Source organism: Planococcus sp. FY231025 (genome assembly GCF_052078085.1).
Classification (GTDB): domain Bacteria; phylum Bacillota; class Bacilli; order Bacillales_A; family Planococcaceae; genus Planococcus.
Genome location: NZ_JBQJJG010000008.1, coordinates 151,575 through 165,560, shown reverse-complemented (window position 1 = coordinate 165,560; position 13,986 = coordinate 151,575). Strand labels below are relative to the sequence as shown.

General features: G+C 46.3%; 12 protein-coding genes. 3 read left to right on the top strand and 9 right to left on the bottom strand.

All coding sequences use genetic code 11. The annotated features are described in order from the left end of the window. Positions 1-78: 78 nt before the first annotated feature. The 6 genes from lysA to ACTL32_RS12475 form a co-directional block, all read right to left on the bottom strand. Positions 79-1,398 (bottom strand): diaminopimelate decarboxylase, encoded by a 1,320-nt coding sequence (gene lysA / locus ACTL32_RS12500; protein ID WP_441341789.1) that lies wholly within the window; start codon positions 1,396-1,398, stop codon positions 79-81. A 78-nt stretch (positions 1,399-1,476) separates the two neighbouring features. After that, a complete protein-coding gene (locus tag ACTL32_RS12495; RefSeq protein ID WP_441341788.1) occupies positions 1,477-2,781 on the bottom strand; it encodes a pyrimidine-nucleoside phosphorylase in 1,305 nt (434 codons plus the stop codon). 65 nt (positions 2,782-2,846) lie between these two features. Beyond that, a complete protein-coding gene (gene deoB, locus ACTL32_RS12490; RefSeq protein WP_441341787.1) occupies positions 2,847-4,043 on the bottom strand; it encodes a phosphopentomutase in 1,197 nt (398 codons plus the stop codon). A gap of 176 nt (positions 4,044-4,219) precedes the next feature. Continuing rightward, a complete protein-coding gene (xerD, locus tag ACTL32_RS12485) occupies positions 4,220-5,143 on the bottom strand; it encodes a site-specific tyrosine recombinase XerD (RefSeq protein ID WP_441341786.1) in 924 nt (307 codons plus the stop codon). A 52-nt stretch (positions 5,144-5,195) separates the two neighbouring features. Then, positions 5,196-5,657, bottom strand: coding sequence for a ferric iron uptake transcriptional regulator (fur, locus tag ACTL32_RS12480; protein ID WP_441341785.1), 462 nt, complete (start codon positions 5,655-5,657; stop codon positions 5,196-5,198). 84 nt (positions 5,658-5,741) lie between these two features. Further along, the gene (locus tag ACTL32_RS12475) at positions 5,742-6,311 is read right to left on the bottom strand and encodes an NUDIX hydrolase (RefSeq protein WP_441341784.1); all 570 of its coding nucleotides are present in this window, start codon (positions 6,309-6,311) and stop codon (positions 5,742-5,744) included. A gap of 79 nt (positions 6,312-6,390) precedes the next feature. Between ACTL32_RS12475 and ACTL32_RS12470 the strand changes: the two genes are divergently transcribed. Next, a complete protein-coding gene (locus tag ACTL32_RS12470) occupies positions 6,391-7,293 on the top strand; it encodes an aldo/keto reductase (RefSeq protein ID WP_441341783.1) in 903 nt (300 codons plus the stop codon). 308 nt (positions 7,294-7,601) lie between these two features. On the opposite strand, the gene ACTL32_RS12465 is transcribed toward ACTL32_RS12470, so the two are convergent. From ACTL32_RS12465 to ACTL32_RS12455, 3 genes are all read right to left on the bottom strand, one after another. Further along, entirely contained in the window at positions 7,602-8,804 is a 1,203-nt protein-coding gene (locus tag ACTL32_RS12465; protein ID WP_441341782.1) for an aminotransferase-like domain-containing protein, read from the bottom strand. A gap of 108 nt (positions 8,805-8,912) precedes the next feature. Then, complete coding sequence (locus ACTL32_RS12460; protein WP_441341781.1) at positions 8,913-10,421, bottom strand: DUF1846 domain-containing protein; 1,509 nt, start codon at positions 10,419-10,421, stop codon at positions 8,913-8,915. A gap of 619 nt (positions 10,422-11,040) precedes the next feature. Next, the gene (locus ACTL32_RS12455; protein ID WP_441341780.1) at positions 11,041-11,724 is read right to left on the bottom strand and encodes a hypothetical protein; all 684 of its coding nucleotides are present in this window, start codon (positions 11,722-11,724) and stop codon (positions 11,041-11,043) included. A 261-nt stretch (positions 11,725-11,985) separates the two neighbouring features. Here ACTL32_RS12455 and ACTL32_RS12450 point away from each other — a divergent pair, with 261 nt between their 5' ends. Continuing rightward, complete coding sequence (locus ACTL32_RS12450; protein WP_441341779.1) at positions 11,986-12,345, top strand: hypothetical protein; 360 nt, start codon at positions 11,986-11,988, stop codon at positions 12,343-12,345. A gap of 524 nt (positions 12,346-12,869) precedes the next feature. After that, the gene (locus ACTL32_RS12445) at positions 12,870-13,691 is read left to right on the top strand and encodes an alpha/beta fold hydrolase (protein WP_441341778.1); all 822 of its coding nucleotides are present in this window, start codon (positions 12,870-12,872) and stop codon (positions 13,689-13,691) included. Positions 13,692-13,986: the final 295 nt, after the last annotated feature.

Here is a 13,986-nt window from a genome sequence, read left to right as displayed (position 1 = left end):
AAAAGAGCCAGTAAACGACGCCCCATCCGATAGCCATTAGCAGCAGAATGATCAGCAGCGTAACATTGACGCGGTTCATCAGCTTTTCACCTGTTTCCGGTAAGACATGTCCTGTCCGATGAGATCTTCAAGCGTTTCACGCTTCACCACCAGCTGATGCCCGCCATCCTCCGCAAACACGACAGCCGGGCGCGCCAAGCGGTTGTAATTGCTCGCCATGGAATAGCCATAGGCGCCGGTGCAGAAGACGCTCAGGATATCCCCGGCTTCCAATCGTGGCAGTTCGGCATCTTCGATGAGTTTATCGCCGGATTCGCAGCATTTGCCGGCAATCGTATAATGCTCGGTCAAAGCTGCCTCCGCTTTGTTGGCGACCAGCGAACTGTATTTCGCCCCGTAAAGCGCTGGACGGATATTGTCCGACATCCCGCCATCTACAGCCGCGTATTTGCGCGTCCCTGGCACTTCCTTCATCGATCCGACGGTATAAAGCGTCGTGCCGGCGTCGCCGACAAGCGACCGGCCCGGTTCAATCCAGATTTCCGGAAGCGGGAACCCGGCTGCTGCTGCGGTTTCCTTGACCGTTTCAATCATCCCTTTGACATACACGGACGGTTCAAGCGGTTCGTCTTCTGCGGTATAGCGGATGCCGAAGCCGCCCCCAAGATTCAGGACCGGGCACAGATAGCCGGTTTCCTGGTGCCATGCCGACATTTTTCCGATCAGCTTTTCCGCTGCCATGCGAAATGCCGCCGTATCGAAAATTTGGGAGCCGATATGGCAATGCAGCCCCAGTAAATTCAGATACTCGTGCTCATGCGTCTGCCCGAAAGCGTCGTCTGCTTGCCCGTTGTTCAAGTCAAAGCCGAATTTCGAATCTTCCTGGCCGGTAGTGATATAGTCGTGGGTATGCGCTTCAATGCCAGGTGTCACGCGCAGCAGGATATTCATCGGTTGTTTCCGGTCTTCGGAAATTTTCTTCAACTGGCCGATTTCATGGAAATTGTCGACCACGATGCAGCCGATCCCTTCTTCGAACGCCATCTCCAGTTCTTCCAAGCTTTTATTGTTGCCGTGGAAATGGATCTTTTCTTTTGGGAAGCCCGCTTTCAACGCAGTATACAATTCTCCCCCTGAAACGACATCGAGCGACAGGTTTTCTTCTGCTGCAACCTGATAGATGGCAATGCTTGAAAACGCTTTGCTTGCGTAAGCGACCTGATAGCCGATGCCGGCTTCTTCGAACGTTTTCTGGAAAGCCTGTGCCCGTTCACGGAACAAGGCGATATCGTAAACAAAAAGCGGCGTGCCGTAGGTTTTAGCTAATTCAACTGCATCCGTTCCGCCGATTTCCAGATGCCCTTGCTCGTTGATTTTCTGAGTGCCATATAAATGCATGATTTCCCTCCTATAGATGACGAACGGCCCGTTCACGGATATAAAAAAACTTGCTGAGAATAAACCCAGCAAGCCATTTTAATCGGTGATCAGCGCTGAAATCAGCGGTGTCTTCTCAACCGGTTCGCTTGTATATTCTATACTATTATATATCATATTTATGCAATCTGCGAGTTCTTCTGTATTGGCATAGATTGTGGCAAGCGTTTCGCCTTCCGCTACATAATCGCCGACTTTCTTGTTCAACACGAGGCCGACAGCCAAGTCGATTTCCGATTCCTTCGTCGCTCTTCCGGCTCCAAGCACCATCGCAGCTGTCCCGATTTCATCCGCTTCCATGAAGGAAATGTAACCGGCCTGCTTCGACGGAATCTCTTTTACGAACTTCGCCTGCGGCAGCAAACTGACATCGTCGACGATTGCGGGATTGCCGCCTTGCGCTTTGATGAATTGCTTCATCACTTCGAGCGCTTTGCCGTTGGCAATGACTTCTTCCAGCATCGCGCGGGCTTCCTCGAGGGTTTCCGCTTTTCCGCCGACAACCACCATCTGGCTGCCGAGCACGAGGCAGAGCTCTGTCAGGTCTTCAGGGCCTTTTCCTTGAAGGGTTTCGATGGCTTCTTTCACTTCCAAGGCATTTCCGATTGCAAAGCCGAGCGGCTGGCTCATATCAGAGATGATTGCCATCGTCTTGCGTCCAGTGGCATTTCCGATGCCGACCATCGCATGGGCCAGCTCTCGTGCATCTTCTTCTGTCTTCATGAATGCGCCTTCCCCGATTTTCACATCCAGGACGATGGCATTCGCACCGGCTGCAATTTTCTTGCTCATGATCGAGCTGGCAATCAACGGAATGCTGTTGACGGTTGCCGTCACATCGCGCAGTGCATAGAGCTTCTTGTCGGCAGGCGTCAAATTGCCGCTTTGGCCGATTACCGCAAGTTTGATGTCATTCACTTGCTTGATAAAATCCTCTGTCGATAATTCCACGTGGAAGCCTTCAATCGCTTCGAGCTTATCGATTGTCCCGCCCGTATGGCCGAGCCCGCGCCCGCTCATTTTCGCTACCGGCACGCCGCACGCTGCAACAAGCGGCCCGAGGACGAGCGTGGTCGTATCGCCGACGCCTCCTGTCGAATGCTTGTCCACTTTGATGCCGTCGATTGCAGACAAATCGATCTGGTCTCCAGAGTTCGCCATCGCCATCGTCAAATCAGCGCGTTCCCGCTCCGTCATGTTCTGGAAATAAACCGCCATCAAAAAAGCACTCATCTGATAATCGGCAATTTCCCCTTTTGTATAGCCGGCGACGATAAACTGGATTTCTTCAGTCGTCAATTCCAGGCCGTCACGCTTTTTCTCGATCAAGTCGACCATTCTCATGGCAAATACCCACCTTTTTCAATCTGATTTGATCTATCCATTTGCTGTGTTCAGGTTGCTGCGTTTCAGCGATCCGCGCCATCCAATTTCGACAGGAAGCTCGTGCCGAATTGCGGCATCGGTGCTGAAAAGTTATCCGCGATCGTTGCGCCGATGTCGGCGAAAGTTTTGCCAAGCGCCAGTTCTTTGCCGCCATCAAAACACGGTGAATATGCCAGCAGCGGCACAAATTCGCGGGTATGGTCCGTACCCGGGAATGTCGGATCGTTGCCGTGGTCGGCTGTAATGATCAATAAATCATCCGCATTCATCCCTTCGAGCACTTCCGGCAATCTGCGGTCGAACGCTTCTAGCGCTTCCGCATAGCCCTTCGGATCACGTCTATGGCCGAACAAGGCATCAAAATCGACGAGGTTCAAAAAGCTCATGCCCGTAAAGGATTCCCCGGCAACTTGTGCTAATTTGTCCATTCCGTCCATATTGTCTTTCGTGCGCAGCGCTATTGTCACGCCTTCGCCGTTGAAAATATCATTGATCTTGCCGATGGCGATCACATCTTTGCCAATGTCCTTCAATTCGTTCATGACCGTGCGGCCAAATGGCTTCAAGGCATAGTCATGGCGATTCGATGTCCGCTTGAAAGCCCCTTTTTCGCCCAAGAACGGACGGGCGATGATGCGGCCCACCAAAAATTCAGGGGACAATGTCAGTTCACGTGCGATTTCGCAGATCCGGTAAAGTTCTTCGAGCGGGATGATTTCTTCGTGCGCTGCAATTTGCAGAACAGGATCGGCAGACGTATAGACGATAAGGGCGCCGGTTTCCATATGCTCTGCACCCAGTTCATCCAGGATCTCCGTGCCGCTCGCCGGTTTATTGCCGATGACTTTGCGGCCAGTCTTTTCTTCCAGCTGTTCGATCAATTCCGCCGGGAAGCCGTCCGGATAGACCTTGAACGGCGTATCGATGTTGAGGCCCATGATTTCCCAGTGCCCGGTCATCGTATCTTTGCCGACAGAAGCCTCCTGTAATTTGCCGAAATGTGCTAGTGGCTCTTCCGCCGGCGTAAGCCCTTTCACGGGAACGATGTTTGCCAGCCCAAGCTTTTCCATGTTCGGCATCGAAAGTCCGCCAACTGCTTCCGCAATGTGCCCAAGTGTATCGGACCCTTTGTCGCCATAGGCTTCAGCGTCCGGTGCTTCCCCGATTCCGACAGAGTCGAGCACCACGAGGTGAATTCGTTCAAAAGGTTTATTTGTCATTTGTGTTCCTCCTTATTTACGATTCTATATTACCACAAACTGCGCTCTTGTCAGAAGTCAGACCTATTTTCTAAGATTTATTTTTTATCTATACTCCCGGCCACTGGACAGCGTTGCTCTGGAGCCTGGCACCGCTGTCTGGCAAGGGCATAAACCGTCCGTCTGCGCCGCTTTTTCTACGCCCGCGGATGGAACTGGCTATAAACGTCTTTCAATCTGGTCTTGCTGACATGCGTGTAGATTTGGGTCGTGGAAATATCCGCGTGCCCAAGCATTTCCTGGACGGCCCGGAGGTCCGCCCCATTCTCGATCAAATGCGTAGCGAAAGAATGGCGCAAGGTATGCGGTGTCAATTCCTTCTGGATTCCGGCTTTTTGGGCATGCTGCTTGAGCAATTTCCAGCAGCCTTGCCGCGTCAGCCGCTTGCCCCGCTGGTTGATGAACAGGGAATCGGTTGCTGCTCCTTCTTTCACCAATTGGCCCCTGGCTGTCTCCAGGTAGCTGCGGCATGCATCGAGGGCCGATTTGCCAAGCGGGATAATGCGTTCTTTGCCGCCTTTGCCGAAACAGCGGACAAAGCCCATCGTCAAATTGATGTCTTCTATATCCAAATTGATGCATTCACTGACGCGCATGCCGCTTGCATAGAGCAATTCCAGCATCGCACGGTCCCGTATGCCGTTCGGTTTGTCGCGGGCAGGCGCTTCGATGAGCGCATCCACTTCTTCGATCGACAGGATGTTCGGCAGTTTCTTTTCCATTTGTGGCATTTCGAGATGCACCGTCGGGTCGTTGTCGACCACCCGTTCCCGGATCAGGAATTGATGAAACGAGCGGATCGATGAAATGTGCCGTGCAACGGTACGCGAGGTCTTCGTCGTTTCCTTCAAATGGCGCAAGTGATTCAAAATATGTACACGCTCCACTTTCCGCAAAGAATCAAGCTGTTCGACTTCTTTCAAATACTGCAAATAACTTTTAAGGTCCCGTTCGTAAGAAACGAGCGTGTTTTCAGCTAACTGCCGCTCCACCCGCAGAAAATGCAGGTAATCATCCAGTGCATCTTTAGCGTACTTCACCGTAAATCCCTCCCTTTGCATAAATAGAAAAAGGAGGACTGCCTTTCTGGGGCGTCCTCCTTTTTCTCACCGGTCATTCCGTTTGGTCTTGTGAGCCGCGATCATGACAGCGCCAGCAGATGCCATGAAAAGTAAGACGGTGGTCTTTTATTTGGAAATTCCATCGCTTTTCAACAACGGTTTCCACATCTTCAAGCAGATCTTCCTGTATTTCATCTACAGCGCCACATTCTATGCACACAAGATGGTGGTGGAAATGCGCCGCGCCTTCTTGGCGCAAATCGTAGCGGGACACTCCATCACCGAAATTTATTTTATCGACAATTTTCAATTCAGTCAGCAATTCCAATGTCCGATACACAGTTGCCAGCCCGATTTCCGGCGCAATGTCTTTCACCAACAGGTAGACGTCTTCCGCACTTAAATGGTCTTCTTCGTGGTCTAACAGGACTCGGACAGTCGCTTCACGCTGTGGCGTCAATTTATAGCTCGCAGCATGCAATTGTTTTTTTATACGGTCTATCCTAGTTTCCATGCGACGCCCTCCCTAAACTGCCTTCATTATATCAAAAGACCGTTCTCATTTACAAGATATATAACCGTTCTTTGATTAGAATGATTATAATTTAGGGGACTTGCTATTCTCATTTAACAATTTCTGTTTTGCCCAAAGCACAGCAAACGCCGTTTTCGCATCATAAATGCGGTTGTCTTTCATCATGTCTTCCGCTTCTTCGATTGTCACTTCCATCAATTCGACGAATTCATCTTCATCAAGGACAGCGCCGGATTCCGATTTTTTCAATCCGATCGCGGCATACACATGAATCACTTCGTCCGCAAATCCCGGAGAAGTCGAGAACGACTGGATCAGCTCCAGCTTATCCGCCGTATAGCCGGTTTCTTCTTCAAGTTCACGCATCGCCGTATACGCCGGGTCTTCCCCTTTCTCAATCTTGCCCGCAGGGATTTCAATGATGGATCGCTCCAGCGCTTTGCGGTATTGCTCGACCAGGATCAATTTGTTTTCAGCGGTAAGGGCCACCAGCGCTACTGCTCCAGGATGCTCGACCAGCTCCCGTTTCGACGAGTGGCCATTTGGCAATAAAACCTCATCCACTTTCAGATTGATGATTTTTCCTTCATAGATACGCTCCGAATGCGTGGTTTTTTCTTCGAATTTGCTCATGCGGATCCTCTTTTCATTTGTGGTTTCTCTACCGCAAAGTATACCATAAGAGAAACGACAAACTAAACGAGGTGGCAGTGTGAAGAAGAATATTCTAGGAAATAGCGGAATCGAGGTAAGCGAAATCGGCTTGGGCTGCATGTCCTTGCCGTTGGATCTCCAGGAATCGAAGGCGATCATCAAAGAAGCGCTCCATCACGGCATCAATTATTTTGATACAGCTGACCTGTACAACAAAGGGAAAAACGAGGAATTGGTCGGCGAACTCTTGAAAAATTACCGAAAAGATATCATCCTCGCGACGAAGGTCGGCAACCAATGGAGCAGCGGATCCGACGAAGTCCGCTGGAATGCATCAAGAGCTTACATCCGGGATCAGATCCATAACAGCCTGATGCGCCTTCAGACGGATTACATCGATCTGTACCAACTGCACGGCGGAATGGCGAGCGACGATACCGAAGAGACGATCGATGCATTCGAATCACTGAAAAAAGAAGGGCTCATCCGGGCATACGGCATTTCGTCCATCCGCCCGAATGTCATCCGGCGCTTTCTGGCAAAAAGCGATGTGGCCAGCATCATGATGCAATACAGCCTGTTGGACCGCCGTCCGGAAGAATACCTTGAAGAAATCGGCGCTAGCGGCCGTTCTGTCGTCACACGGGGCACCTTGGCAAAAGGGCTCTTAACAAACGACGGGCTGAAGCGGGCCGAAGGGGCAGACGGGTATCTGGCGTACGGAGAAGCAGAATTAAAAGAAACCCTCCGGAACCTGATGGACATCAACAGCAACCTCCACGCGCTTGCACTCCACAGCGTGCTCGGCCAGCCGGCTGTCGCGTCTGTCCTCGCCGGCGCCAGCTCCGCTGAGCAGCTTGCTGCTACAGTATCGGCTTATGAAACTCCGGTATCCGGCGAAGAGATTGCACAGGCGAAGCAAGCGACAAAGCAAACCTTTTACGAGCAGCACCGCGATTAAGTGCATGACTCAAACGGAGATTTTTTCGAAGGTTGGTAAAGTGGAAGCTTTATGCAACTGACCATAGCTTTTAAAGCAATGTAAAACCTCCGCAATCTTCTATATAGAAGATTGCGGAGGTTTTTTCGAACGGGTTACTTCCGACAATCGCATGATACGCCAACTAATTTTATGAATACTTTTTTGTCGTATTTGAAATGCCCTTCGAGAAGGTAACCTATTTTCTGAGGAACTCAAGTTTCTAACGAACTTTTTCATTACCATTATCGTTCATACTGCCCAACCTTCGAGAAAAAGCAAAAGGCGGGTTATTTCACCATAGCTTCTGTTCTTAATTCCTGATGCAGTACTTCTCCGATGCGCTTCATGCCCTCAACAATTCGTTCTTCTGAAGAGTTTGAGAAGTTTAACCGAAGCGCATTTCGTTGTGAGCCGGTTGCGAAAAAGGCGTCTCCCGGCAATACAGCGACGCCGTTTTCAAGACAGGCAATCGAGACCTTTCTCGCGTCTAAATTGGCGGGAAGTTCCACCCAAATAAACAATCCCCCTTCGGGTCTCACACAGGAAACCGCGTCGGGAAAGTATTGATTGACGCAAGCAAGCATCGTGTTGCATCTGTCGTGATAAGCGGCATTGATCTTTTCAATATGCACATCGATATCATTCTGTTCCATGTATTTCGTAGTGATCCGCTGCGCAAAGCCATCGGAATGCATATCCGCGGATTCCTTGAATCCCATGTATTTTTCGATGATCACTTCATCGGCACAAATCCAGCCAAGCCGAAGCCCTGGTGCGAATATTTTAGAGAAAGAACTCATGTAAATGACACGGCCTTCTTTATCAAAATGCTTGATCGGCGGAATTGGTGTTCCGGAAAAGCGGATGGCACCGTAAGGATTATCTTCCAGAATCAATACGTCGTATTGTTGAGCCAGCTCCAGCATCCGCTTTCTTCTATCCAGGCTCAGCGTGCGGCCAGTGGGATTTTGGAAATCAGGAATCGTATAGATGAATTTTGCATGGGGATTTTCTTGAAGCCTTTTTTCCAATTGTTCCATAAGCATGCCGTTCTCATCCATCTCAACGTCTACAATATTGGCATTGCAGATGTTGAAAACGTTAAGCGCCGCCAGATAGGTTGGGCTTTCGCAGATGACTGTATCCCCCTCATCCAGAAAAAGGCGGCCCGTTAGGTCAATCGCCTGCTGGGAACCGGACGTGATCATGACTTGGTTCAAATTCGCCTGGATGCCAATTGCTTTCATTCGGTCAAGCGTTTTCCGGCGAAGAGGGGCATGCCCCTCGGTCGGGCTGTATTGAAGGGAAACCGGTCCGTCTTCATTAAGAACAGCTTCACTTGCTTTTTTCAGGGCCTCCATAGGAAACAGTTCTGGTGCTGGAAGTCCGCCGGCAAAAGAAATCAATTCGGGTTGTTCTGAAGCGGTTAAGATGATCCGCATATCCGAAGGTTTCATCGCGTTGGCTCTCTTGGTGAATTTATGAATCATAATGTGATCCTCCTATATTCTGTGAAATGAAAAAAGCAACTTTAGCATATGAAAAAACACCTGCCTTAGGCTTCTATGAAAAAGAAAAAGGCAGGCGTTTTTCAAAACTTAATTGTAATACAGGTTCTCAGTTGGATATACCGGATCATTGGTGATGTCGATTCCAAGCTTCTTAAAGGTCTGTTCGTTTTCCCTATTTAATATAACCGTGGAATGCGCTTGTGTATCTCTTAAATTTGGCAATTGCTTATAAGCCAATTCAGAAGTAGGGTTGGTGACAGCACTAATTGCCAGTGCAATCAGCACTTCATTGGCGCTTAATGTCGGGACTCGGCTGTTCAAATCATCGGTTTTCAACCGTTGAATCGTCTGCAGAATCACCGGCGATAACAAATCAATTTCATCGGAAATATTGGTCAATTTCTTCAACCCATTCAGAATCGCGGCTGCCGAAGCATCCATCAAAGTGGTCGTTCGACCGGTGATCATCTCGCCATTCGGCAGTTCTAACGCAATTACGGCTTGTAAATTCGTGCTATCCATTTGCGCTTGGATTGCTTTCGCGTACTTACGGGCCGGCAATACAGGTGCCCGGTCCTCTTTCTTTAAACCGGTCTCTTCCAGAATCACTTGCATGTGGCGTACACTATCTTCATCAGCAAGCCCTTTTTTATAGTCGTTCTCTACGATGAAACTGCGCCGAATGATTTCCTGCTTGGCAGCTTCCTGGACAACGCTATCGTCAGTGATGCCCGATTTCAGACGATTGACCCCCATATCAGTCGGTGAGCTGTAAACAGAGTCTTTGCCGGTAATCCGTTCAATAATCCGTTTGATGACAGGAAACGTCTCAATATCACGATTGTAATTGATCGCTACTTTCCCGTATGCTTCATAGTGATAATTATCAATCATATTTACGTCTTTTAAATCGACGGTAGCCGCTTCATAAGCGATGTTTACCGGGTGCTTTAACGGCAAGTTCCAAACTGGAAAAGTCTCAAACTTGGCATAGCCGACTTCATTTCCCAGTTTATTCTCATGGTACATTTGGTTAAGGCAGGTGGCAAGCTTCCCGCTGCCTGGGCCAGGGGCCGTTACTACCACGATTGGCTTTATCGTTTTAATATAGGGATTCGTCGCAAATCCTTCTTCCCCAAGGACCGCGTCCACGTTTGTCGGATAACCTTCGATTTCGCGGTGAATACAGACGCTAATTCCGCTTCTCTCAAGCTTTGTCATAAATACTTTGACTGTTGGTTGCCCTTGATAACGAGTGATCAACACACTATTGACAGAAATGCCATATGCCCGGTATTCATCGATTAAGCGCAAGACATCTTGGTCATAAGTGATGCCATAATCTTCACGGACTTTGTTTCGTTCGATGTCTCCAGCGTACACACAGATGATGATTTCCGCATTTTCTTTCAGTGTATGCAATAGTTTGATTTTGGCATCTTCATCAAATCCAGGCAAGACACGCTTGGCATGTTTGTCGCCTATCAATTTTCCGCCAAATTCCAAGTAAAGTTTATCGTACTGCTGTACCCGTTCTAGGATGTAGGCTGATTGTTCTTGCAAATATTTCTCTGAATCAAATCCAATTTTTTTCATTAATTTAAGTCCCGCTTTCTATGCTTCAAGCTTTCTCTTAACCCAGTATTTAAAAATGCCTTAAGAGAAAAACCCAAATAAAAATTCATCTTTTATCATTATAAAGCTTTGAAAAAAAAAGACAAAGGAAACTCGGCCCAATCATTTCAATGATTGGGTTATTCTAATATGTACAGTGGCTATATCATGAATGCATTCAACCAAAATAACAGAATCTAGACCGGTGTTTAGCAATCGACAAAACCCTATTTACTTTGGATAGGTTTTAATAACTGAGTTAATTTGATTTATCGACGTAAGAACACATTAGGATTTGATTTCATAACTGTATATCTTTAATATTTGCACAAAACATGCATAAGTTAGAGTTTATTTAATATTGTCAACCTCAGTTACTTATGATACGGTTCTCCTTCTTGTTATATCGATTACGTTCTAAAAAGCACACTTATATAGACAAAAGAGAAAAATCAGTGCCGACAGCACTGCTCTTCCCCTCTTTATATTTTGCTATTAGGATTACTGCTACTTCCGATAATCCCCTCATATATTAACTCATAAAAACCTTGGCTAAAAGCTTAAGAACTTAACGCCTAGTGACCCTTTGCACTTATATGTGTCAGTACAGTCCCGTGCCACTCAATTGAACCAGGGTTTTAATAATGTACCTTTTTCCAAGCTCCTCATCATCAAAATTCTTTTCGTCGAATGTCTGGCCTCTCTCCCTGAAAAAAGTATGCCATTTGCCGTCTTTTTTATAATAATGGAAGCCTTCAATCAGCATATCTTCGCGTGTCGAGCCACTTTGCGGAAGACCATGTTTCAATGCATAGGCATACACTTCATCCATGCTAACTGTAAAAACTTCGGAGTATTCACGAATTCGCATATCTTTCACGCCCAATGTTTCACAAGCAAATTGTAAGGCGTTCCCCTGGAGTAAGATTTGTATTTGGGTTTCTTTATCAACTAAATTTCTCAACTTCTTTTTTGACGCTTCCATGATCCAATGACTTTCTGGCAATGCGGTTTCGTCAAACAAGCCCCGAAGATGTCCATTTGCCTCATGCCAAGTAGAAAACACCGTAAATGGATATGGCATTTCTCCCTCTTCTATCCACACCGCCCATTGACCGTCAGGAAGTTCTGTCGCAAACCAACAGTCATCCGCTTGCGTAAAGAAAATGGCATAGGTATTCCCTTGAGCTTCCTTCCATGTTTTATAGCCTAATAATGTGGCAAAATCTGTTGCTAATAGGCCGTAATCTCTAGAAAAAAATTTCTTAAATAGTTTTCCAATCATTCCAAAAGCCCTCATTTCATTTTTGTGCTCTTTATATGAATTACGAAGGTGAATATTCCAGTACAATCAATTACATATGAAACTGGGACAATTAACATGCGCGACTTAAACTTTGCAAGTCTCATTAAGTTTATAGGAGTTGATTCCGTTATGGTACTGTGTACTTATCAGTAAACGTTCCTGTTTTGAACAACCAATTTCGTTTTAGGTGAACGAAATGTATTAGTAACTACACCAACAGAGCTTTAGGGGAGGATAATGATGAACTTATTTTCGAAATTCAATGAAGCGAAAGTAAAAAAAATGACGAATAAGAAGTTGTATGAGCGACTAACACGATTGAACAATGAAAAGAGTCCGGATCTGAAAGCACTAACACTAGTTCAAAGCGAAATTGCTCAGCGAGATCCAGCAGAGTATGAATTGGGAAAAATCGAAGCAGAAGTGGAAAAGTCCCACCGGCATGCCGTTAGGGAGACTACCGACATTCTCTACCTAGAAATCAAGTATAACGAGGACTATCTTGCCAAGCCAGTATCCGAAACGGATCCATACGAGCGCAAGCTTCGATCCGCCCAGCTTGAGATGATTCAGAAAGAATTAGGCCGTCGGACAAGTTAGGACAATGGCTAAACGAAGATAAAGACACTTTCTGAAAAAGCACGTGGCGTTTAAAAATATGTATTCCATTTGAAAAAAAGAACGTACTTAATTCAACTTTTTAAAAGTGCTTGTCAAAGTACACTTTTTCAGATGAAAAGAAAGAGAAAAGCTCAATTCTCGCTTTTCCCTTCCAATAACTTCATGCTATGTAAACTGAATACATTCAGATTATTTAAAAAAGCTTTTAAGTTTTATATTTTTAGGAATAAAACAAACGGGTCTTTCTTTTAGTTGAAATTCTATAATAGCGCCTATTCATTTACGCAAAATATTTTACGCTATGTCATTGATGGTACAATATAAAGAGTTCTAAAAGTATTAATATTCTTCACAAATAAGTTATTATAAGTACTTTATTTTTGGAAAAATAGAGAAATAAAGTAAATCTAATTTAATAAATCTTGTTATTCAATAAGTTTTTAGTAGGCTCTACTTCTATTCACTTATAAAGATGATCTAATAGCAAAAGGAGGCGATATAGTTTGACGGCAACAAAGAAAACAGCTGCACAAATACTTAAGAGAAATAATGTAAGGATCAAGGGGCAGACTGAGAAGGTTCTGGTGTTTGCGCATGGCTTCGGTTGTGACCAATATGTCTGGGACAAGATTGCCCCAGCTTTTGAAATGAAATATCGAGTCGTGCTGTTTGATTATGTCGGTTCCGGTAAAAGTGATAAGTCTGCTTATGAAAAGGAACGGTATCGGACATTGAATGGTTATAAACAGGATTTACTGGAATTATGCGATGCCTTATCCCTTGAAAATATCGTGTTTATCGGCCATTCGGTTAGCAGCATGATCGGTGCACTGGCGGCGATTGAGCGTCCGGAATTGATGAAGAATCTAATTATGATTGGGCCTTCGCCGTATTTCCTGAATGAACAGGACTATCAAGGCGGGTTTGAAAAAGCGGAAATCGAAGGTATGCTGAAAATGATTAAAATCGACTTTAAAGAATTTGCGGGTTTTTTATCGCCGGTCGTTATGCAAAACGCAGAACGCCCTCATCTGATAGCTGAATTTGAGCAACTATTATGCGACAATGGTCCGGATGTCATCAGCAATTTTGCGGAAGCTACTTTTCTATCGGATGTCCGTGAGGAATTGAAGAAAGTCACTGTTCCGACATTGATTCTGCAGACACGCAATGATGCGGTCGCCTCAGAACGTGTTGGTGAGTATGTGCATAGCCAGATAAAAGACAGTGAATATCACCTAATGGATGCCGAAGGCCACAGTCCCCATATCAGTGATCCGGAGGAAACCATCAGCATCATATCCGAATATCTCTCGCTTTCCTAAAAAACGGAATGCTTTAGTGCATGGAAAAGGAACAATTAACACGCGCCTCAAAGCATTCCTCAAAGCATAAGTGATTTACTAACTGAGGCATGAATTCTAAATTATTGGGCTAATCCAAGTAAATATAAACGTTCGTAAAAGTACACTTATACGAACGCTTTAAAAAGGCCTGAATATGACCGAAAAGAGCGTTCGCAAACGTATTAAATGACTTTACGAACGTCCGCGAATTTACATGCACTTTTCCGGACACTTTCCGAGTATAGTTAAGAGTATAAACCCCTTTCTACCTATT

Bases quoted from the DNA above. Each gene is read 5' to 3' on its own strand.
- fur (WP_441341785.1), bottom strand. From the start codon at position 5,657: ATGGAAACTAGGATAGACCGTATAAAAAAACAATTGCATGCTGCGAGC.
- ACTL32_RS12455 (WP_441341780.1), bottom strand. From the start codon at position 11,724: ATGATTGGAAAACTATTTAAGAAATTTTTTTCTAGAGATTACGGCCTA.
- ACTL32_RS12465 (WP_441341782.1), bottom strand. From the start codon at position 8,804: ATGATTCATAAATTCACCAAGAGAGCCAACGCGATGAAACCTTCGGAT.
- ACTL32_RS12495 (WP_441341788.1), bottom strand. From the start codon at position 2,781: ATGAGAATGGTCGACTTGATCGAGAAAAAGCGTGACGGCCTGGAATTG.
- xerD (WP_441341786.1), bottom strand. From the start codon at position 5,143: ATGCAAAGGGAGGGATTTACGGTGAAGTACGCTAAAGATGCACTGGAT.
- deoB (WP_441341787.1), bottom strand. From the start codon at position 4,043: ATGACAAATAAACCTTTTGAACGAATTCACCTCGTGGTGCTCGACTCT.
- lysA (WP_441341789.1), bottom strand. From the start codon at position 1,398: ATGCATTTATATGGCACTCAGAAAATCAACGAGCAAGGGCATCTGGAA.
- ACTL32_RS12475 (WP_441341784.1), bottom strand. From the start codon at position 6,311: ATGAGCAAATTCGAAGAAAAAACCACGCATTCGGAGCGTATCTATGAA.
- ACTL32_RS12450 (WP_441341779.1), top strand. From the start codon at position 11,986: ATGAACTTATTTTCGAAATTCAATGAAGCGAAAGTAAAAAAAATGACG.
- ACTL32_RS12460 (WP_441341781.1), bottom strand. From the start codon at position 10,421: ATGAAAAAAATTGGATTTGATTCAGAGAAATATTTGCAAGAACAATCA.